At 42.4% G+C, this 19,718-nt stretch carries 20 protein-coding genes; 2 read left to right on the top strand and 18 right to left on the bottom strand.

The features are described from left to right. Nucleotides 1-3: 3 nt before the first annotated feature. The 17 genes from AR334_RS15880 to AR334_RS15795 form a co-directional block, all read right to left on the bottom strand. Nucleotides 4-1,650, bottom strand: a complete 1,647-nt coding sequence (locus AR334_RS15880) for a YceG family protein (RefSeq protein ID WP_066313168.1) — start codon at nucleotides 1,648-1,650, stop codon at nucleotides 4-6. Nucleotides 1,651-2,105: 455 nt separating this feature from the next. Beyond that, nucleotides 2,106-2,906: an HAD family hydrolase gene (locus tag AR334_RS15870; RefSeq protein WP_066313159.1), complete on the bottom strand. Its 801-nt coding sequence runs from the start codon at nucleotides 2,904-2,906 to the stop codon at nucleotides 2,106-2,108. Beyond that, nucleotides 2,903-4,024, bottom strand: a complete 1,122-nt coding sequence (locus tag AR334_RS15865; protein ID WP_066313152.1) for a cysteine protease StiP family protein — start codon at nucleotides 4,022-4,024, stop codon at nucleotides 2,903-2,905. Before AR334_RS15865 ends, AR334_RS15870 begins: the two co-directional genes overlap by 4 nt. A gap of 13 nt (nucleotides 4,025-4,037) precedes the next feature. Next, nucleotides 4,038-5,381, bottom strand: coding sequence for a phosphoribosyltransferase family protein (locus AR334_RS15860; protein ID WP_172799225.1), 1,344 nt, complete (start codon nucleotides 5,379-5,381; stop codon nucleotides 4,038-4,040). Then, complete coding sequence (locus AR334_RS15855; protein ID WP_066313150.1) at nucleotides 5,323-6,519, bottom strand: HpcH/HpaI aldolase/citrate lyase family protein; 1,197 nt, start codon at nucleotides 6,517-6,519, stop codon at nucleotides 5,323-5,325. Before AR334_RS15855 ends, AR334_RS15860 begins: the two co-directional genes overlap by 59 nt. A gap of 168 nt (nucleotides 6,520-6,687) precedes the next feature. Beyond that, nucleotides 6,688-7,470, bottom strand: coding sequence for a TerC family protein (locus AR334_RS15850; RefSeq protein WP_066313148.1), 783 nt, complete (start codon nucleotides 7,468-7,470; stop codon nucleotides 6,688-6,690). Between the two features lie 79 nt (nucleotides 7,471-7,549). Then, nucleotides 7,550-8,131 carry a TerD family protein gene (locus tag AR334_RS15845; protein WP_066313147.1) on the bottom strand — a complete coding sequence of 194 codons (582 nt, stop codon included), beginning with the start codon at nucleotides 8,129-8,131 and terminating at the stop codon, nucleotides 7,550-7,552. Nucleotides 8,132-8,228: 97 nt separating this feature from the next. After that, a complete protein-coding gene (locus AR334_RS15840) occupies nucleotides 8,229-8,822 on the bottom strand; it encodes a YpjP family protein (RefSeq protein ID WP_066313145.1) in 594 nt (197 codons plus the stop codon). A gap of 92 nt (nucleotides 8,823-8,914) precedes the next feature. Then, the gene (locus AR334_RS15835; protein WP_066313140.1) at nucleotides 8,915-9,688 is read right to left on the bottom strand and encodes a class I SAM-dependent methyltransferase; all 774 of its coding nucleotides are present in this window, start codon (nucleotides 9,686-9,688) and stop codon (nucleotides 8,915-8,917) included. Nucleotides 9,689-9,743: 55 nt separating this feature from the next. Next, entirely contained in the window at nucleotides 9,744-10,178 is a 435-nt protein-coding gene (locus AR334_RS15830) for a BrxA/BrxB family bacilliredoxin (protein ID WP_066313134.1), read from the bottom strand. Nucleotides 10,179-10,198: 20 nt separating this feature from the next. Beyond that, nucleotides 10,199-11,338 carry a conserved virulence factor C family protein gene (locus AR334_RS15825; protein ID WP_066313130.1) on the bottom strand — a complete coding sequence of 380 codons (1,140 nt, stop codon included), beginning with the start codon at nucleotides 11,336-11,338 and terminating at the stop codon, nucleotides 10,199-10,201. Nucleotides 11,339-11,412: 74 nt separating this feature from the next. After that, nucleotides 11,413-13,296 (bottom strand): ABC-F family ATP-binding cassette domain-containing protein, encoded by a 1,884-nt coding sequence (locus tag AR334_RS15820; RefSeq protein WP_301337166.1) that lies wholly within the window; start codon nucleotides 13,294-13,296, stop codon nucleotides 11,413-11,415. Nucleotides 13,297-13,298: 2 nt separating this feature from the next. After that, nucleotides 13,299-13,970 (bottom strand): HD domain-containing protein, encoded by a 672-nt coding sequence (locus AR334_RS15815; protein WP_172799224.1) that lies wholly within the window; start codon nucleotides 13,968-13,970, stop codon nucleotides 13,299-13,301. Between the two features lie 75 nt (nucleotides 13,971-14,045). Further along, nucleotides 14,046-14,771 carry a DegV family protein gene (locus tag AR334_RS15810; RefSeq protein WP_367576363.1) on the bottom strand — a complete coding sequence of 242 codons (726 nt, stop codon included), beginning with the start codon at nucleotides 14,769-14,771 and terminating at the stop codon, nucleotides 14,046-14,048. A 218-nt stretch (nucleotides 14,772-14,989) separates the two neighbouring features. Continuing rightward, nucleotides 14,990-15,484, bottom strand: coding sequence for a glutathione peroxidase (locus tag AR334_RS15805; RefSeq protein WP_066313125.1), 495 nt, complete (start codon nucleotides 15,482-15,484; stop codon nucleotides 14,990-14,992). Between the two features lie 10 nt (nucleotides 15,485-15,494). Continuing rightward, nucleotides 15,495-16,034, bottom strand: a complete 540-nt coding sequence (locus AR334_RS15800) for a hypothetical protein (protein ID WP_066313124.1) — start codon at nucleotides 16,032-16,034, stop codon at nucleotides 15,495-15,497. Nucleotides 16,035-16,051: 17 nt separating this feature from the next. Continuing rightward, nucleotides 16,052-17,740, bottom strand: a complete 1,689-nt coding sequence (locus tag AR334_RS15795) for a formate--tetrahydrofolate ligase (RefSeq protein WP_066313122.1) — start codon at nucleotides 17,738-17,740, stop codon at nucleotides 16,052-16,054. Nucleotides 17,741-17,963: 223 nt separating this feature from the next. Between AR334_RS15795 and metA the strand changes: the two genes are divergently transcribed. Both metA and AR334_RS15785 read left to right on the top strand, forming a co-directional pair. Continuing rightward, nucleotides 17,964-18,872: a homoserine O-succinyltransferase gene (metA, locus tag AR334_RS15790; RefSeq protein ID WP_066313115.1), complete on the top strand. Its 909-nt coding sequence runs from the start codon at nucleotides 17,964-17,966 to the stop codon at nucleotides 18,870-18,872. 95 nt (nucleotides 18,873-18,967) lie between these two features. Next, nucleotides 18,968-19,180, top strand: a complete 213-nt coding sequence (locus tag AR334_RS15785; protein WP_066313110.1) for a DUF3892 domain-containing protein — start codon at nucleotides 18,968-18,970, stop codon at nucleotides 19,178-19,180. Nucleotides 19,181-19,219: 39 nt separating this feature from the next. Here AR334_RS15785 and mntR read toward each other — a convergent pair whose 3' ends face one another. After that, nucleotides 19,220-19,639, bottom strand: coding sequence for a transcriptional regulator MntR (gene mntR / locus AR334_RS15780; RefSeq protein WP_066313103.1), 420 nt, complete (start codon nucleotides 19,637-19,639; stop codon nucleotides 19,220-19,222). Nucleotides 19,640-19,718 lie beyond the last annotated feature (79 nt).

Raw genomic sequence — 19,718 nt, 5'->3', positions numbered from 1 at the left:
TGGTTAATCTCCCCTTAAATTTTTTAAGATTCCTTGAAAAAGCCCTTTTTTAAAAATGGACACGGAAGGTTCCTTATATTCCAAATCAAAGACTACATCCTCAAGCCAATGAATATCAAATAATTGCTCATGTAAATAATTTTCAATATCGTTATGGCCGGTCGGATTGTACACGATAAGATCAATCCCAAACTGATTCAGCAGGAGCAGCAGCGCTGCATCCGATCTCGTAAGCATGCCCGTTTTTTCATTGTTAAAAATAATTAGCTTTGGCACCTGCTGTGAATAATCGAATTTCTCCAATAACTGAATCACTTTCTTCGGCATGAATATAGCTTGTGTAAATAAATAAATCTTTACCTCTTCCAAGCTCTCCATCGGCAACGGCTTTAAACCCGGTTTGTCACAAATGGCCCTGACGGCATTGGCAATACCTTTTTGCAGGCCCGACGGTAAAAACGAATAGGGCCAATAATGTGCCGCCAGGACTTTGTCAGGATCGATTAATCCGTCTTTACCGAGCGCATTCCGATAATGGAATCGGAAGTCACTGTTGCTTGGTATGGTAAATGGAAGCTGTCGAACCAATAAACTTTCCTCATGCTCGTCAAGTGAATGTAGGCGTTCCCAATATTCCTTGCGATTTCTGCTGACGCCCTGTATTTTGGCAAACACGGATGGAATTTTGACCTGTCCGTTACCAACGGTAAAATCAGGACGAATCATCGCAATTTCTTTCGAGATGATAAACAATTCATCATAGGTTGTTTTTAATGTAATCGAAGAAGGGGTATAATCTCTTAACTGCCAAGGTTTATAAAGACCTGCACCCTCCTGGTTTAAGATTGTTTCAATTTCTTTGGAGGCCCGGTATGCAACCGTTGTTTTCCTACTCCGCTTCTCTTTTGGGAACGGTTCGGGCGGAAGCGATTTCGGATATTGATGAACGAATGCCCCGTCTACCGCGATCCCGGCCAAAATATCCTTACCCTCAGGATGAAAAATAACGATGTCACAGCCAAGATTGATTAAATAAAATAAAAAATACTGGTGGCTTCTTTTAAAGTCGCCATACCATAAAAATTTGGGCATCTCCCGCTCTGGGTCGGCAACATCAAGCAGTGGCTGCAAATGGTTAATTGACCACTTAATTAAATCAACAAGAATCCGCCTTATTTCTTGATTTTTCAAGCCGCCATTTTCCTGGCTCGCATATAGTTCAAGGGTTGCAATCATCGCTTCCCTAAGTTTGCGATGTAGAGCAGGCACTGGTGATTTTAGCAGCAGCTTTTCTCCTTCTAAAAAGGCGGTAAAGCGATTCACTGACAGATTCTGCTCCTGGTTTATATTCAATACCCTTTGAATTGATTGAAACAATGCATTTTCAATCGATTTATCGAGCGTATCCGCACTTAATAAATGAAGCTTCCATTGCTTTTCCGCAATATAATCAAATAACTGATTATAATATTCGTCCGTGTCAATTGGAACCCCGAGGAATTCCGCAATTACTTGACTGATTTCTATTGTCCCCTTCTCTATTGAAAAGTCAGGCCGTTCCGGAAGCGGCTTTTGCAGCATTCCAAGCCAATTTTCATAAGAGAGGGACCTTAACGGGCGGATGTTTAATTGATTTAATGATGGATTCATTTCATAATCCCCCCCTACTAAAGCAAAACATGGATTCAAAGATAGCAGATTATGTAAGGTTCCTTATCATCATATCATAGTTGGCTTAATGGTTCATTTGTTTATACGAGTCCAGCAAAAAAATGTTTCACATTAAGCTGAATTTCCACCATTTTCACCTTTATTCTTGTCCCTACATAGTATTGAGTACTGATAATAAAGTAGGTGACCAACTTGCGTTTTTTATATAAACGACCCCGAAGCGATGCGATACAGGAAGAACTGGATACATTAATGGAGGTCATGGCTTCCGACATGTTTATTTATCTTGATTTATTTGTATTCAGTTTGATTTTTACCCTGTTTCTTTCCCCTGTCCTAAAATCACTGGCCATGTCTTGTCTTTTCCTCACAGCCTGTTTCAGCTTATTTTCATGCATTTATTATTTTTTGGTCAGTCGGTTCTTCGGAAAGGATTAGCTTTTTAGACATACAAGATTAAGAAATTGCTTTAGAATTTCTTCACTGGCTGCTGCTCCGCTGCTTTTCGTGAGAATAAAGTCCTTACCTTCCAATAGGTTGGCAAGCTCGCCATGGTTGGGGACAAATCGATGTTGGCAGTGCTGCAAAAAGTCCCAATCGAGAATAGAATCCCCCGCTCCAGCAATCATTTTCATGCCTTCGCGATTGCTAATAAACTCAAGTGCCGTGCCCTTGCTGACCGCTTTCGGGATAAAGTACAACTTCCTGCCTTGCAGGGACATTCTCCAGCCTGAACGGAATACTAATTCCTGAAGGTAAGTCCTGTCATTAACAAGTGGCAGAGATTCCAAAATATAATAGAAAAAATACCCACCGGCCTGCTTTAATTGGCCGGTTATCTGGATTTCATTCCTTTCCAGAATCGACAGTAATTCTTCTTGTGAGACTGATTCCCGGTTCATTTTTTCGGCAATCAGCTCCGTCCAATCAATCAGTTGTTCCCCTTTGTATAAAATCACGGCACCATTAGCAGTAATCGCGTAGGGGAAACATTCCCTATCTTCAAAAATAACAAACCGGTTGAACTGCTCAGTGATCCTCGTGGTAACAGGAATAAATAAACCGCTTTGAGCTACCTCTCGCAATGCAGTGTAAGCATCCTCTGGCATATACGACACCCAGCGGCCATCTTTTTGTTCCACTGGTTTAAGTCTTTTAGTCTCATTTTCGCCTAACTCGAGGATTGCCCGTTCTGAATAGACGATCGTCCTGTCAAGGTCAGATGCAAATATCATGACTGATTCCCCTTGACTGATTTAATAATGCCGCAGCAAAGATAGGTAAGGTCCGGATAATCGACCACCTCTACCCCTTTTTCTTTTGCAAGCATAAGAATGTGCTGGACATATGGACTTGACGAGTCTCGCATTAAAATTTTCCAAGGAACTCTTCTTAGCAATACCCGGGTTGTTTCGCCTACACCTGGTTTAACGAAATTCGAATGATCAATTGCAAATCGGGCTTGAATTCGCTTCACATCTTCCATTCCGGTAAATCCAGCTGTCAGCTGCTCGTATTTTTTTTGCAGGGCCATCTCTTTTGCCTTTTCGAAAATGTCGGTAAATTCATTCGCAATGATTTCGATAAAATCATTCGAGACATCTTCATCAATCAGATGCCGGTAAAACTTGGCGCCGTGGAAATCATCACTATTTATATAAGCCTTATTTAAAACAGTTCGGCTTACAAGGCCCGAAACAGTTGAATTTAAGCAGGCACTAGGTATCAAAAAGTCCTCTCTCGTTCCAAACAGGGTTGTGCAGTGGCCCGGGTCGGCGATGACTGCCAGAGTATCATCTAGTTTTGCCCCATATTTTCTTTGATAATCCCGACATGCCTTGGTTAACTCCAGCGAAATGGCCCCTTTTCCTGTCCAGCCGTCAATAAACTGGATGTTTCCGTCCGGGTGCTCACTTTTAATATAATGAATGGCATTTTCGTCAATTCCCCTGTCACGAATAATGGAAATACTATAATGTGGCAGGGAAACCCCATATTTCATCGTTAAATACCGCTTAATCAGAATGCCCACCGGCGTACCAGCTCGGGCAAGTGACACAAGAACCGTGTCTTTCCCTTTTATATGATAAATTTGCTCAGCGACAATTCCGATCGATGCCGCCACTTTTTGTTTATATTGATGTAAGGTTTTCCAAAACAAATCAATGTATTCTGCAGGAGGCTGATATTCAATGGGCAGCGTCTCGCTGTAATGGCCCCCGGATTGCATTTGGAGCTCCCGATTGGCGGCGGAATCCTCCAGATTGACCTCGCTTAAATCCTTTAGTAGAAATAGTACATCCTGTTCTTGATAGGTTCCGATTTTTGCAGGTTTGTTCCTAGTTTGCCGCATGTGTTCTCACCTCTCAATTCGAAAAAAAGACAAGCTTTACCGAATTAAATTGTAATTTTTTCAATTCATTTAACAATGGCTCTAGAGTGGCAGCCTCTGGTTCTCTCTCAAAAAACAAAAATATCTCATCATAGCCGCCTGGCGGGATATTATAAACATTATGGGATATTTGCAAGTCTTCCGGATTAGGGAAGCTAATCCCGTAGCGCGCTCCATAGCCTTCTCGATTTTCAATATAAATTGGACTTCTCGTCGTTGATTGATAGAAAACCCCACTCCCCATGGCAGAGGCAATTTTCATTGGCAGATACATAAACTCCCCGGTCCCAAGACAAAGGGTTCTACCTCCGGTCCTTCTTGATTTTAATATATTGGCTGCTTCCCATACCTGTTGATGGAGCATCTTATTTTCGCTGCTGTTCAATCCAAATCTTCCGGTTTCTTTTATAAAAGGCACTTGATTCAATGGATTTTCCGAAATAAAAGACGTTGTGTGAAATAAGGGTGATAGGGAAATGGCTCCGAGCTTTAGCTCCCCTTGTTCATTGGTATCATCTGTCTCGGAATGGTCCTTGATTTCTTTTAGCTGCTTGATGTGAACATTTCCCGCTAATAAACTGACAGTATGTATCGTGATCCCAAGTTCTTCTTCAAGCCGTGAAAATTCTTGGCGATTGGCTTCGGAACGCCAATCCAGAATGGAAACGACCGTGTAGTCCGTCCTAGGAAAGCTTGCATGAATCGATTGGATGATATTAAGCGCCGTTTTCCCAGTTGTCATTTCATCATCCACTAAAATAATCTCCCGATCATTTTGAATCATTTCTAATGGTATATAACATCGATGGGAGGTGGCATGTGAATGCTCTTCCTCAAAGGTAACCTCAGGTGCATGGGAATGGATTTCCTCCCGAGTGGTATGGAAAAAGTCCGCCTGATGAAAGCAATCGAAAAAAGCGTGGCCAAGTGCCGTTGCCGTTTCGGCAAAGCCTATCACGACCGGATTGATTACCCCAGGAATAATCGGGCCAACCTGATCTGGCTCGTCCTGCAAAAAGGAACGGATCAGCCTTTCCCTTTCTGTCACTTCTCCCCCCTTTACCGACTCAAAATATCGTGCGGCTAACAAAGCTGCAGTCAGCAGCCCTTTATTAGGGTGAATCGGCAGATGTTTTCCAAGCACTTTGCTGACGAACAAAAATGAGCGCTTTTTATTTATTCTCGCTGCCATTGTAAATAACTCTTCCATTGGCAACCCGTACGGATTTTCCAAAACTTCAATCTCCGCCTCAATCGCGTCAAGAATACGAAACGTAGACTTCTTTTTTAATAAGGTCAATGTTTGTGAATTCTTCATGTAACACCCCGAAAAGCTTTGATTTAAAAATCGTTTTTTGTGCCCAATAATAATGGGGCTTTATTTCATTCATTTTATTGGCAAAATCGCTTTTGACGACCCCGATATTCCCAGTTGCCGCGTTTACGATATTAATGGCATCAATGTATTCCTCGTAGGAAACAACGTTCAAGGCCTGAACCACCTTTATATGCGAAGGGTGAATAATGGTTTTTCCCGTGATGCCATTGGTAATATCCAGCATTGTTTCCCTGATTAACCCATCGAGGTGATCATCAATCAGTTTTCTCCGCCATTTAATGCCTTCGTCCCCATAACGTTCCCGAAACGGAGTCTGCCTCAGCTGCGGCTTCAACATTCTGTCCTTGGCGGAAAAATACTCCCAGACCGGCCCCGATACGACATAGGGGCTTTCATGACGCCCAAAAACATTGATAATATCAGAAATACAGTCTCTTAAAACAGCAATATCGTAAACTGTTGTATCGGCACTGCGGCGGATTCCATACAAGCCGCAAAAATCAGTTGCCCCCATGCGAATATTAAGGATATGATCCCTATAGCAGTCGGCTATTTGTTTGATTCCCAACAATTCTTCCATTCTAGATTCCTTATGGATGATTTTGGAAGATTCAAGTATCGGCATTGCATAGAAAGGATGCTGTTTGGTATGTATTTGCTGGACCTGTTTTAGAAACTCCGTTCCGCTTTCAGCTGAAAACTTGGGAATCACGACTCCAGTGAGGAGTCTGGATGCTTCTCCCAACCGGTCTATCAATCTCGCAAACTGATCAAGGCTGCGAATTCTAATAAACATTAGAGGCAAATCGGCCGTTGTGATAAACCCCATATGATACTCGGCAAACAATTTTAATAACTCATCAACCAGCAAGCCTTCCGCCTTCGGCACCTGATGGTCACCCACTGCGTCCTCAAGGTCGATAACAAGTGAGGTTAACCCGGCATGCTTCTTAGATAGAATTTCTTGATGGATATTCGGGCGGGTTGCCGGCATATAGAGGGTTGCGCCCAAACCGAAAGCCAAAAGCTCCCGCTCGGTATATTTCGTGAACTCTTGCGGCTTTTGATAGAAAAACTGCTCAATCTCATCTTCATGAAAATATGTAAAAAACCTCATTTTCGAACCCCTCAGTTAGGTAAATGAAAACTCGCCGACTGGCAAGTCCGTTAGGACGCAGACAGAGGCGTAGTTGAATTTATGCGTTAAGAAATTATAAAAATTTTATAATTTCTTATTAGCTAAAAAATAAGGGAGACAACTCGCGTCAGCCCCCATTAAGCAACATTATGATTGTTGTCCATTGCCTGCTTCCTTCTTTTTGTTCATAAAGTGAACGACAAAGGTTGCTGCAAAGGTAATTAATAAGATGATAAAGAAGGTAGTATGTGCTACATGAATATCGATCGCTGGGAGAGCTAGAAGCATTTTCACAGCAATTAAGAGAATTAAAATATAGGCTGTTGTTTCAAGCTCAGGTACACGGTCAATTAGCTTCAAAAACACCCCTGCAATTCCCCGCATCATTAAGACACCGAGCATTCCCCCTAATAACAGCACCCAAACCTGTTCACTTACACCAAAGGCAGCAAGGACGCTGTCAACGGAAAAAGCAATATCCATTAACTCAACCGCTGCAACCGTTCCCCAGAAAGTGCCAAATAACCTGATAAGCAGTCCGCCTTTATTGATTCCATGTTCTTCCTCATCTTCCGCTTGAGAGGCTTTACGTTTATCGATAAAGTACTTAATGGACAGCCAAGCAAGATATCCTGCTCCTATTAACTTGACCCACCAAAGTTTAATGAGGAAAACACCGACCCCAATCGCGATAAACCGGAATATATACGCACCTAACAATCCATAAAACAATGCCTTTTTCCGCTGCTTTTCCGGCAAGTGTTTAACCATAACCGCAAGAACCAAGGCGTTGTCAGCTGAAAGCAACCCTTCTAGAATAACAAGCGTACCAATAAGTCCCCAAGAAACCGGGTCTGTTAATACCTCACCCCACATTTCCCAATTAAAAAATTGTGCATACGTATCAATAATTCCCTGTAAAACGGACATTAAAAAAATTCCTCCTGGATGTATCTCGAATTTTTGTAAAAAGACCCAGCGAGCGCTGGGTCTCTTGAATTATCTAATATTATCCAACCTGCAAACCGAAGTCTGTAGCGAGTGCCGCCAAACCACCTTGGTAGCCGCTGCCGATGGCACTGAATTTCCATTCGCCGTTATGACGATACAATTCTCCGACAACGATTGCTGTCTCAATGGAGAAATCTTCCCCTAAATCATATCGAATCAGTTCTTCCCCGGATGCATCATTGAAAATACGAGCATAGGCATTAGACACCTGTCCGAAATTCTGATTTCTGCTGGCCGCATCATGAATCGTAATCGTAAATGCGATGCGCTGGATATTGGCAGGAACGGCTGACAAGTCAATATTTACTTGTTCGTCATCTCCATCACCGGCACCAGTACGGTTGTCTCCAGTATGTACGACCGAGCCATTTCCACCCTGTGGATTGTTGTAGAAAACAAAATCTGTTTCACTTGTAACTTTTCCATTTTCGCCTAATAAGAACACGGAAGCATCTAGGTCAAAGTCATGACCGCCATCATATTTATTTGTGTCCCAACCAAGACCGACAACTACCTTTGTCAATCCTGGATTTGTTTTTGTTAAATCAACTTTTTGTCCTTTTGATAAACTAATTGCCATGTTCATTCCTCCTAATTTGGTAATAGTCTATTTACGAGTTTTTCATAAAAAGGTTTCACAAATAAAAAATATTTTTTTATTTTGGTGATTATTGGCATCAACTCATCCAGTTCGGCGGAGTATTTTTATCCCAATAAATTGACCCGAGATCATGGTGGGCTTGAAACTCATCATGATAAGTATGATAATGGAAATTAAACCAGTATCCTGCTTGCGGTGGATTGTCGCGTCTTACATGGAATCGTAAAATATCTTTCCCAGTTAAACGGTTTTTTATATGAAAAATTTTCTCGGAAACGCCAGCGCCGGGAAATTCTGTTATGGCCAAATTTTTCAGGTCATTCTCCGGGAAAAGGGCTGCTGTTTCTGCTATCGCCATTTCTATTTTTGGCAAGATTACATCCCTAAATTCGTTTTCAATCACCGGCTTTATTTTACTGCCAAACTTTTGATAGGATTGGAGTTTTGCGGAAGTAATCATTTCCCTGACAAACTCTTCTCTATCAAACTCTGATTCTTCTCGGTATTCATGGACCTGCGTGAAGCCGCTCTTAGAGGATGGAACTTCAAGGACATCACGTTCAGCCGGCCCTTCGGCATTAACAGCATTTAGGAGCTGGGTAGGAGTTACCAGTCCAAACGTTAAAACTGAAATTAAAACAAACAGTGACTTACGCGCCCAACTTCTCACTCACAGCTCACCTCACTTCGACCGACTTAATATTTTAACGCCTATACAAAATTATTATACTTCTTTTTTTGTAAAATTGGAAAATATTCCAGCTATTTTTCGATAAAACCAAAATGGAATTTGGCATTTTTTCTGACTGATACCTTAAACCCGAATTTTTCGAAACGGTCGCTTTTATAATGGTCCTTTAAGACAACCCGTGATTTTGTGACCCTTAAGGCCTCCGTAATCATAGCATCGTCAAATTCATCATAAAGGGCAAATTGCGTTAAGCCCCTGATTCCTAAAGATTCTCGAATATTTTCATCAAACATCGGGTCAAAGTATACGCAATCGTACGAGGCATCAGGCAGACTTTTTAGAAATTGTAATGCCGGGGCATGAACCACCTCAATCCGCTCCATTGCCTCCTTCATTTCGAAAAGACCAGGGTCCCATGTACACAGGCCTTCTTGGACAATATAAGCCACATATTTTTGCCCTTCAATTCCTGTAACTTGTCCACTCTTCCCGGTTAAAAAGCTAGCTACAATGGCATCGCCGGCCAATCCAAGGGTACAGTCGAGGATTTTTTTCCCTTTTGACAGCTGCGCTGCTTGTGCAAAAGGGTCATGTTCCCCTCGCAACAGCCGCTTTATGCGGAACATGGCGGAGTTGGGATGAAAGAAAAATGGTTCTGTCTCACCTTTTTTATATAATTCCAGCCGCTCTTTTCCAACCACTAAACAATCGCTGTCACAATCTTGCTGAAGCGAATGAATTGATTTTTTCCTTCTAGGAACATACATGACATCAAAGGCAGCTGCTATTCCTTTTGCTTTATCAATCATGTATTGATTGGTGCGTCCTCCGGTTGTCACAAACATCGTATCAATCCATTCCTATTTGCCAAAAAAGGACGACTGATCATCGTCCTTTCTGTCAGCAATATTTTTCGATTGCACCAAGCACGTTTTGCATGACGGTTTCCATCGGCATGCCTTCGATATCGTGGCGCGGAATAAAGTGAACCACCTTTTTATCTTTCACGAGGGCCATCGATGGGGATGATGGCTCAATTCCTTCAAAGTATTCGCGCATTTTAGCAGTCGCTTCCTTATCCTGTCCGGCAAATACAGTTACCAAATGGTCCGGTTTCTTGCCGCTGTTCTGGACTGCCTGTGTCACCGCGGGACGGGCCAAACCAGCCGCGCAGCCGCAAACGGAATTGACGACTACAAGTGCAGTTCCATCGGTAGATTCCATAAATTTCTCTACATCCTCTGCAGTGGTGAGTTCTTCAAAGCCAGCACTTGTCAGTTCAGCTCGCATCGGCTGAATAATTTGTTTCATATACTCTTCATACGCACTTGACATTTTTTCCAACACTCCATTCTTTATTCTTTTTCTGATTTTCTTGCTTCTGTCATTTGTTTCCAGACAGAGCCTTTTGCTTCTTCGCCGCCTTCGATTCGTTCAATCGCCATTTTAATTTGCATGCTGACCTCGAATTCGGGGTCATTTTCTGCTGCCTTCAAGGACGGAAGGATTCGTTCGTCGCCAACTTCGTAAAGAAACATTGCTGCTCGCCAGCGTACCAATTTGCTTGGATCTTTCAACGCCTTGGCCATCTCGTCCTGGGCTTCAGGGAATCCTAGATCTGACAAGCAATCTCCTGCGGTTCTGCGGACTGTCACCGTCTTGTCTTTAAGAGCTTTATATAACAGCGGCAATACGGCTTTATCCTCAATCATTCCCAAATAAACAGTGGCTAATCTGCGAATGGATGGCTTTCCATCAGAAAGGGCCTTTTCCAGTACAGGCAAATCGTCCATTTCCGGGTCATCCATTTGCTCGAGGAGTTGATAACGGATTTGCCAGTCAGGAAATTGCAAATCTTCCAACGCGACCTTTTTTCGAGGGCGTTTTTGTTTTAACTCGGTTGTGGAATCAGGTGTTTGCGCCTTTTGAACCAGCTCGTCAAGACGCTCAATCGGATAGGCAGCAATCAATTCCTCAACTACCTCCGGCCCGACTTGATCCATTTCGCCATAACGAACCCCTTTATTATCCCATTTCCGCAGCAAAATATAGTTATCCTCTGGAAGCTGTGCTTTTTCTCTAGCCTTTAAAAAGTAGTCGGGCATGCCGAACCTTTTTTCAGCAGTTCCATCGGTTAATTTTACTTGAAGTGGAATCCCTTTGAACATCTGGACCTCCACTTTTATCTCACCAAAGTGGTCGTTGATGGCCGTTTCGGTGTGTTCCGTCCCTTGTGCCTTCTCACCGAATGCCTGACGGACCTGTGGCAGCAGTTCCTTCCAGTCAAACTTGGCGTTGCGTTCAACGGCTAAAAAATCGGCAACATGGTAAACGCCCTTAATGCCCTCAACTTGCAGTATGGCTTGGATCACTGCGGGTGCTCCTGATGCTGTTTCCTTCTTATAATTATGGCTTTTGCCCATTGGTAGCTCTTGATCAAGATTGATTTTCATTGTGTTTGGGCTTGGCGTTGGTTCGATGGACTTAATTTTCATCTTACTCACCTTATTCTCATAATATTCTTTTACAAGTTTAACATAATGGATAAGGTTCATTCATGTATGATGCTTTACATACTTTCGGCAAGTTCTGCGAGGTATTCCCAGCGCTCCATTAAATATTCTAGCTTTTCGTTTAGCTCTGCCTCTTTTTTCATTAATTCTTGTAATTTTGTAAAATCACTGCCGGCTGTCGCCATTTCGGCCGACACTTCTTCAATTGCCGCTTCTGTTTCGGCGATGATGTCATCGATTTCTTCCCATTCTTTCGTCTCCTTAAAGGTCATTTTTTTCTTTTTTTCCTTTTCCGGAGCTTTTGCAACAGGCTTTGAAGCGGCAGTTGTTTTTTGTGCTTCCTGGGCAGCCTCTTTTTCTAAGTACTCGCTGTAATTCCCATAGAAGGAATCAATAATCCCTTCTCCCTGGAGCACCAGCAGCTGTTCGGCCACTTTATCGAGAAAATAGCGGTCGTGAGAAACAGTAATCACAACACCAGGGAATTCTTCCAGATAGTCTTCCAGCACTGTCAAGGTCTGGGTGTCCAAATCATTGGTTGGCTCGTCGAGCAGCAGGACATTTGGTGCCGTCATCAATATTTTTAACAAATACAAGCGGCGTTTTTCTCCCCCTGATAGTTTACGGATCGGGGTGCTGTGGGTATAGGACGGAAACAAGAAGCGCTCGAGCATTTGTGCGGCAGATATCGTTTTACCATCAGAGGTCTCGACAATTTGCGCCGTTTCCTTGATATATTCAATCATCCGCTTGTTCTCGTCCATATCCTCGCCTTCCTGGGTATAGTAGGCAATTTTCACGGTTTGCCCCATGATAAACTCCCCTTCATCCAGAGCAATTCGCTTGGCAAGGATATTTAATAACGTGGATTTACCGGTTCCGTTCTTGCCGATGATCCCAATTCGATCACCAGGCTTTACGAGCAAATCAAATTGGTTAAGAATTGTTTTCGAGCCGTAACGTTTGGATCCGTTCTTTAGCTCAAACACCTGCTTTCCGAGCCGGCTGCCGTTTAAAGAGATATCGAGCTTTTCACCCGAAGGTTTACCGCTCGAAAGTTTGTCATCCAACTCATCAAAACGTTGAATCCTCGCCTTTTGCTTAGTAGATCTGGCCTTAGCCCCGCGACGAATCCATTCAAGCTCTCTTCTAAACAGATTTTTTTGTTTTTCATAAGTGGCTGCTTCATTCTCTTCACGAATTGCTTTTGATTCCAAGAAGGCAGCATAATTGCCTTTATAGCTGTAAAGATTACCGCCGTCCAATTCAAACATGCGGTTTGTAACTCGGTCCAAAAAGTAACGATCGTGGGTGACAAGCAAAATCGAGCCTTGATATCTGCTCAAATAATCCTCCAGCCACTTCACCGTATCAAAATCAAGATGGTTGGTCGGCTCATCTAAAATCAACAAATCGGGTTCGGCAATTAAAACCTCGGCCAAGGCAACCCTTTTCTTTTGCCCGCCGGACATATGGCCAACCTTTTGGCTAAAATCTTCAATCCCCAATTTGGTAAGAATCGACTTTGCGTTGGTGCTGGCATCCCAGCCATCGATAGCATCCATTTGTTTTTGCACGCGGAAAAGGTTGTCTTGGATTCTGGTATCGTTGGGAGCATCATTCAATTCTAATAAGGTATTTTCATATTCCCTCATCAGTTTTAAGATCGGGGCATCGCCGTGAAACACTTGCTCCAATACCGTTTTATCAGAAGCGAAATCAGGCTGCTGCGGCAAGTAGGAGATGGTATAATCCTTTCCGGAAATAACCGCCCCGTCATCCGGCTGGTCGATTCCAGCAACAATCTTTAATAAGGATGATTTTCCAGTACCATTAACACCGATCAGTCCCACCCGCTCTTTTTCGGCAATTGTAAAGGAAATCTGTTGAAATAATTGTTTTTCGCCGTATGTTTTTGAAACATTTTCTACTGTCAACATTTTCATGACTCTTGACCATTCCATTCCCGATAAAATTGTGCTAAAAATGTCTCCATCATTTGATGACGCTCTTCGGCCATAACCTTGGCGGTCTCTGTATTTAACAAATCTTTCAATTTCAACAATTTTTCATAAAAATGATGGATGCTGGTAGATTTGCCTTTGCGATATTCTTCGAGATTCATGTCTGTTCTTACTTGAATCGCTGGATTATAGATTTGCTGGCCCTTTTTACCGCCATAGGCGAAAGCCCTGGCAATCCCAATCGCGCCAATCGCATCAAGCCGATCCGCGTCCTGGACGATTTTCGCCTCAATTGAAGTAAGTTCTGCACCCTTTCCGCCTTTATAGGAAATCGTATTGATGATTTCCTTTATATGGTGTTTGTCACCATCAGTGAGTTGTAGGGTATGTAAAAAAAGATCGAGTTTTTGCTCCCCTTTTTCCAAACTGTCATTTAGCTTTTCATCAGGGATATCGTGAAGCAGCGCCGCCATCTCGATAATGAACGGATTGCCGGTTCTTTCCTTTTTGGATATATATAATGCATTCTTGCGGACACGGTCCACATGGAACCAATCATGTCCGGTAGAATCCTCACTTAGTTCATTGTGGACAAATTGCGCAGTTTGTTTAATTATTATTTCAGTCACTTTTATAGCACCTACCTTCATCTTTGCTATTTTATCATGAAAAGGAACAGGAAATGAAAAATAACCCCGAAATATATCGAGGTTATTGAAATCTGCTTATTTTAGATCGTTAAACCAGCTGATCCCAAGGGTATTTTCACCAGCATGGACACCAATTACAGCACCTAAAGGGGCAAAATACACCTTTAGCTCAGGGTAATTTTCCTGCAACTCCCGCTTCCACTCGGTTGTATGTTCTTCATGAAGTCCGTACAATAAATAAACCTCTTTAAACCGATGTTTATCGTAAGCCCGCTTAAAGTAATCGAGAATTTTATCTTTCGCCTTCTTCTCACTTCTAACTTTTTCCTTCGCAAACAAGGCACCGTTATCAAACGAAATGATCGGCTTTACATTCAACATGCTTCCAAGGAAAAATTGCAGCCCTGACATTCTGCCGCCGCGATGCAACTGTTCAAGGCTTCCGACAAGAACATAAGTCTCATTTGTAAGTTTAAGCGCTTCTAATTCTTTGACAACAGAATCCAAAGGTCGTCCGTTACCTAATAACTCCATTCCCTTTTTCAACAGCGCTGACATTGGCATTGTAAGGATGTGCGAATCAACAATTGTAACCGGTATCTCAACCAGCTTGGCAGCTTGCTCAGCAGATGAAACGGTTCCGCTTAACTTTCCCGAAAGATGCACGGCAACAATTTGATCATAATCCTTAGATAGCTGTTCAAATAATGATTGAAAGGCGCCAACTGATGGTTGTGAAGTCTTTGGAGCCTGTTTCAATTCTTTTAATCTTCCAAACAATTGTTGGGGGGTAAGGTCAATCCCGTCAGCGAATTCCTCCCCATCTAAAATAACCGATAACGGAACACTATATAAATCCGGGTCTTAACTCTTCGTCCAAATAAGCTGTGCTATCTGTAACCCAAGCGGTCTTTACCACCGGTCATCTCCCCTTGTAATTTTTATTAGTACCTACTACTAATAGTAACTGTAATTTTTGAAATTGTAAATATTATAAAAGCCCAAAAAAAAGAAACCAGTTATTTAACTGGCTTCTTTTGCAGCAATGTTTCTATATCTTTTGCAAGATCGCTCGGTTTTGTAGTAGGCGCGTATCGCTTAACCACTTTTCCATCACGGTCAACCAAAAATTTGGTGAAATTCCACTTAACCGTATTTAGCCCTAAAACTCCGGGGGTTTGTTTTCTCAAATAAACAAATAACGGATGGGCATAGACGCCATTTACATCCACCTTGGCAAACATGGGAAATGTTACACCATAATTTAATTCACAAAAGGTTTTAATATCGGCTTCTTTCCCGGGTTCTTGGCCCATAAATTGATTGCATGGAAATCCTAAAACACTAAATCCTTGATCTTTATAGGTTTCAAACAGTCCCTGCAATTCCTTATATTGTGGTGTAAAGCCGCACTTGCTGGCGGTATTGACGATGAGTAGTACAGTTCTCTCGTATTGTTTTAATGAAATTTCCTCACCTTCAATTGTCTTGGCCTTAAATTTGTAAACAGACATCTGCTCCCCCCTATTCTCTGCCGTAAATATACTCCCGCGATCGCTGTAATGTGATTACCAAAAAATCAACCATTTCAACGATATCCTCCAATTGTTCCTCACCAATCAGCCGGTCGAACTCGACCGTGACAACATTCCTGATTTGTTTCGGCTTGGCTAATGGATTATATTCGACAACTTGGGTGATTTTCCTTGTCTCTCCCCAAATTTCAGTGAAGATCGCTTCAATATCCTGGTAAACATTGACTTCATCTCCATGTTCCAAAAAGAATTGCAGTCTGATAAAACAGCCGGGAAGCCGCCCCGCCTGGGAGCTGGCTAGCAACTCCGCCGCCAGATTTTCAAGCCCCGATTCCAGTTCGAGCTTTGCGGTGACTGACGGGCCACTTTTTTCGGGCAGTGTCAAGAAAATATTAAAGAAGCGGGACATTTTTGCAAGGTTTATTATATCGTTCCGGTCTGTTATCACAATCTGACCGGCACTGTCACGGTCATAGAAGGAACCCTCGATAACGACTTTCATATTATCGAAAGCAGTTGGATCAAACATGAACGCAGTCGACTCCTTTAGAAAAGTCCGATGGCATTGCCGTTTTCGTCAACATCCATATTTAAGGCTGCAGGTTTTTTTGGCAGACCAGGCATGGTCATGACTTCCCCAGTCAATGCGACAATAAAGCCCGCACCGATTGACGGTTTAAATTCTCTCACTGTAATTGTGAAGTCCTGCGGTCTGCCAAGCTTAGCAGGGTCATCGGAAAATGAATATTGTGTTTTCGCCATACAAACGGCTAAATCTGACCAGCCAAACTTTTCAAAATCAAGCAATTGCTTTTTCGCTTTTGAAGAAAACTCGACATCCCGGCCGCCATAAACCTTTTGGACAATCGTTCTAATTTTGGTTTCGATTGAATCAGACAATTTATATAATGGGTGGAAATTGTTTTCCTCTTTTTCCATTGCAAGTAGCAGCTTTTCGGCAAGTTTAAGGCCGCCTTCTCCGCCTTTTTCCCAAACCTCGGTTAAAGCGGCGGAAACCCCTTCGCGATTGCACCAATCCAATAACGTTTGTACCTCAAGGTCTGTGTCGGTTATAAATTTATTGATGGCCACCACAACTGGAAGGCCAAAGCTTTTAATTGTTTCGATATGCTTTTGCAGGTTGGCAAATCCGAGCGTTAATGCCTGGATATTCTCTTTTGCCAGCTCGTTTTTTGGCACTCCGCCATGCATTTTCAAGGCCCGGATTGTCGCGACTACCACAACCGCTTCCGGTTTGATTCCAGCACTTCTTGATTTGATATTTAAGAATTTCTCAGCACCCAAATCAGCACCAAATCCTGCCTCGGTAATGACATAATCAGCTAATTTTGATGCAGCTACCGTCGCAATGACGCTATTGCAGCCATGGGCAATGTTGGCAAACGGGCCGCCATGGATAAGAGCAGGCGTGTGTTCGATCGTTTGAACAAGGTTCGGTTTAACCGCATCCTTTAATAATAAGGTTAATGCTCCTTCTACCCCTAAATCCCCTACGGTTACCGGCTCTTTGTTATAATTATAAGCCACGACAATTCGGGATAAGCGCAGTTTTAAATCTTTAATATCTGATGCCAAACATAATACAGCCATGATTTCCGATGCAACCGTAATATCGAAGCCATCTTCACGCGGTACACCCTGCAATGGGCCACCAAGACCAATCACTACTTTCCGAAGAGCACGGTCATTTAAATCAACTGCCCGCTTCCAAACAATCCGACGCTCGTCTATTTGCAGCGCATTCCCTTGTTGGAGATGGTTATCGAGCAATGCAGCCAAGGCGTTGTTAGCGGTTGTTATGGCATGCAGATCTCCTGTAAAGTGAAGATTTATATCTTCCATCGGCAATACCTGTGAGTAACCGCCGCCGGTTGCTCCGCCTTTAATGCCCATTGTCGGTCCCAAGGAAGGCTCGCGCATTGCAATCATTGCCTTTTTGCCAAGGCGGTTAAATGCATCCCCCAATCCCACTGTAACAGTTGACTTGCCTTCTCCGGCCGGAGTTGGGCTGATTGCCGTTACAAGAATTATTTTCCCGCTTTGTTTAGTCTTTAGCTTGCCAAGTGCTTCTGTAGAAAGCTTGGCCTTAAACTTGCCAAAAAGTTCGAGATCATCCTCTGTTAACCCAATCTTGGCTGCGATCTCGATAATAGGCTTCATTTTGGATGCTTGGGCAATTTCAATATCAGACTTAACATTCGTTTCCATTACCACATAAATCCCCCACATTCTGTAGTATTTCTTCATGCTACATTTATTTTATCAGAAGAGCGTTTACATTCCGATAAATTTTTGTGAACAAATATTATCTTTTCTAAATTTCAAATAATGCTTATAATATAAATATTGAATTTTTAAAAACAGCTCATAGATTTTATGCACTGTTAATGTACGAATGTAATATAGAGTAATATTCATAAGGAAGGGGAGAAGGCAAATGCCGATTAACATTCCTAAACAATTACCTGCACGAGAAATTCTGGAACAGGAAAATATTTTTATTATGGACGATGAACGAGCCGTCAGCCAGGATATCCGCCCATTAAATATCCTGATTTTAAACTTGATGCCCGAAAAAGAAAAGGCGGAAACGCAGCTTTTAAGGCTTCTTGGCAATTCGCCGCTACAGGTGAATGTAAAATTTCTAAAAACGATTTCATATGAGTCGACACACACAAGCAAACAACATCTTGAACAATTTTACACAACCTTCTCCGAGGTGAAACACCAAAAGTTTGATGGCATGATTATTACTGGTGCCCCTGTTGAGCTATTGGAATTTGAACAGGTAAAGTATTGGGCTGAATTAAAGGAAATCATGGATTGGACTGTAGGAAACATTACCTCCACGCTACATATTTGCTGGGGGGCTCAGGCTGCCCTATTCCATCACTACGGGATACGGAAATTTGAACTATCCCAAAAATGCTCCGGGATCTATTCCCATCAGATTTTTGAGCAGAGTGATATATTATTACGGGGGTTCGATGATCAATTTTATGCACCGCATTCCCGCTATACCGACGTTTCTATTGAAGCCATCAAAAACCACGCACACTTGAAGCTGCTTGCCGCTTCGGAGGATGCCGGAGCATTGCTAATTTCTTCCCGTGACCGGAAGCATGTCATGATCACCGGGCATTTGGAATATGAATCCGATACATTAGCACAGGAATATGAGCGCGATGTCAATAAAGGGCTAGAGATTCATGTACCAGTAAACTATTTTCCTAATAATGACCCGACACAGCCACCGATTAATCGTTGGCGGTCTCATGGGCATCTTTTCTTTACCAACTGGCTTAATTATTATGTTTACCAGGAAACTCCTTATTTATGGGAGTAAGAAATACAGGAACCTGCCGGCTTGGCAGGTTTTTTCGTCTCCTTGTTTATTTTTCAAGAATTTAGAAAGAATAAGAGGGCAAAGGAGGCATTCTCTTGGAAACAATTGTTGCACTGCATCGTAATCGTTTTGGGGATATTATCAGTTTTGTGACTTCGGAAGGAAGGGTTATTTCCTACCAAAAGGCGATAGTCGAAGCAGAAAACGGGGTTATTGCCGGGGTTCAAACCTATTTGGATACAAATGGACATGTTTCGCTAATGCCAGAACATGAGCAAAGCTTTGACTATTTTCCAAATCTATTCTAAAAGCACCTGGAAACAATATTCCAGGTGCTTTCTATTTACTCATTCTCCAGCTCGTTTTTGAATTTCTAATAGTGCTTCAATCCGTTGTTCATCTTCTTCAAAAAATTGAACAAGATCGCCGATTCGGTCAATCGAATCCCAGCTTAAGTGATGCTCGATTCCTTCGACATCATTATAAATATTTTCATCCTTAACGCCGATAATTTTCAGGAATTGCTCCAGCAAATCATGTCTGAAAACAAGACGTTTGCCAATTTTCTTCCCTTTTGCAGTTAACACTAGTCCGCGATATTTTTCATAGACTAAATATTCGTCTTTATCAAGCTTTTGAACCATTTTTGTAACTGAGGAGGGATGTACGGATAGCGCCTCGGCTATATCGGAAACCCGAGCGTATCCTTTTTCTTCAATTAAAATATATATTTGTTCGATATAATCTTCCATGCTAGGTGTTGGCATCCAATACCCTCCAAATGTCCATCATCATAAAAAGTTTACTATAGAACAAAATGAGTGACAAGGAAGTTTGTCGCTTTCC

Source organism: Bacillus sp. FJAT-29814 (genome assembly GCF_001510715.1).
Classification (GTDB): Bacteria; Bacillota; Bacilli; order Bacillales; family Cytobacillaceae; genus Neobacillus.
This window is presented reverse-complemented; position numbering and strand designations above follow the sequence as displayed.

Excerpts from the sequence above, each read along its gene's own strand:
- AR334_RS15820 (WP_301337166.1), bottom strand. The coding sequence starts at position 13,296 with ATGTTGACAGTAGAAAATGTTTCAAAAACATACGGCGAAAAACAATTA.
- mntR (WP_066313103.1), bottom strand. The coding sequence starts at position 19,639 with ATGCCAACACCTAGCATGGAAGATTATATCGAACAAATATATATTTTA.
- AR334_RS15870 (WP_066313159.1), bottom strand. The coding sequence starts at position 2,906 with ATGATATTTGCATCTGACCTTGACAGGACGATCGTCTATTCAGAACGG.
- metA (WP_066313115.1), top strand. The coding sequence starts at position 17,964 with ATGCCGATTAACATTCCTAAACAATTACCTGCACGAGAAATTCTGGAA.
- AR334_RS15860 (WP_172799225.1), bottom strand. The coding sequence starts at position 5,381 with ATGAAGAATTCACAAACATTGACCTTATTAAAAAAGAAGTCTACGTTT.
- AR334_RS15855 (WP_066313150.1), bottom strand. The coding sequence starts at position 6,519 with ATGAGGTTTTTTACATATTTTCATGAAGATGAGATTGAGCAGTTTTTC.
- AR334_RS15825 (WP_066313130.1), bottom strand. The coding sequence starts at position 11,338 with ATGAAAATTAAGTCCATCGAACCAACGCCAAGCCCAAACACAATGAAA.
- AR334_RS15835 (WP_066313140.1), bottom strand. The coding sequence starts at position 9,688 with ATGTTTGTGACAACCGGAGGACGCACCAATCAATACATGATTGATAAA.
- AR334_RS15850 (WP_066313148.1), bottom strand. The coding sequence starts at position 7,470 with ATGTCCGTTTTACAGGGAATTATTGATACGTATGCACAATTTTTTAAT.
- AR334_RS15805 (WP_066313125.1), bottom strand. The coding sequence starts at position 15,484 with ATGTCTGTTTACAAATTTAAGGCCAAGACAATTGAAGGTGAGGAAATT.
- AR334_RS15815 (WP_172799224.1), bottom strand. The coding sequence starts at position 13,970 with ATGAAGGTAGGTGCTATAAAAGTGACTGAAATAATAATTAAACAAACT.
- AR334_RS15800 (WP_066313124.1), bottom strand. The coding sequence starts at position 16,034 with ATGTTTGATCCAACTGCTTTCGATAATATGAAAGTCGTTATCGAGGGT.
- AR334_RS15880 (WP_066313168.1), bottom strand. The coding sequence starts at position 1,650 with ATGAATCCATCATTAAATCAATTAAACATCCGCCCGTTAAGGTCCCTC.
- AR334_RS15830 (WP_066313134.1), bottom strand. The coding sequence starts at position 10,178 with ATGTCAAGTGCGTATGAAGAGTATATGAAACAAATTATTCAGCCGATG.
- AR334_RS15865 (WP_066313152.1), bottom strand. The coding sequence starts at position 4,024 with ATGCGGCAAACTAGGAACAAACCTGCAAAAATCGGAACCTATCAAGAA.
- AR334_RS15845 (WP_066313147.1), bottom strand. The coding sequence starts at position 8,131 with ATGGCAATTAGTTTATCAAAAGGACAAAAAGTTGATTTAACAAAAACA.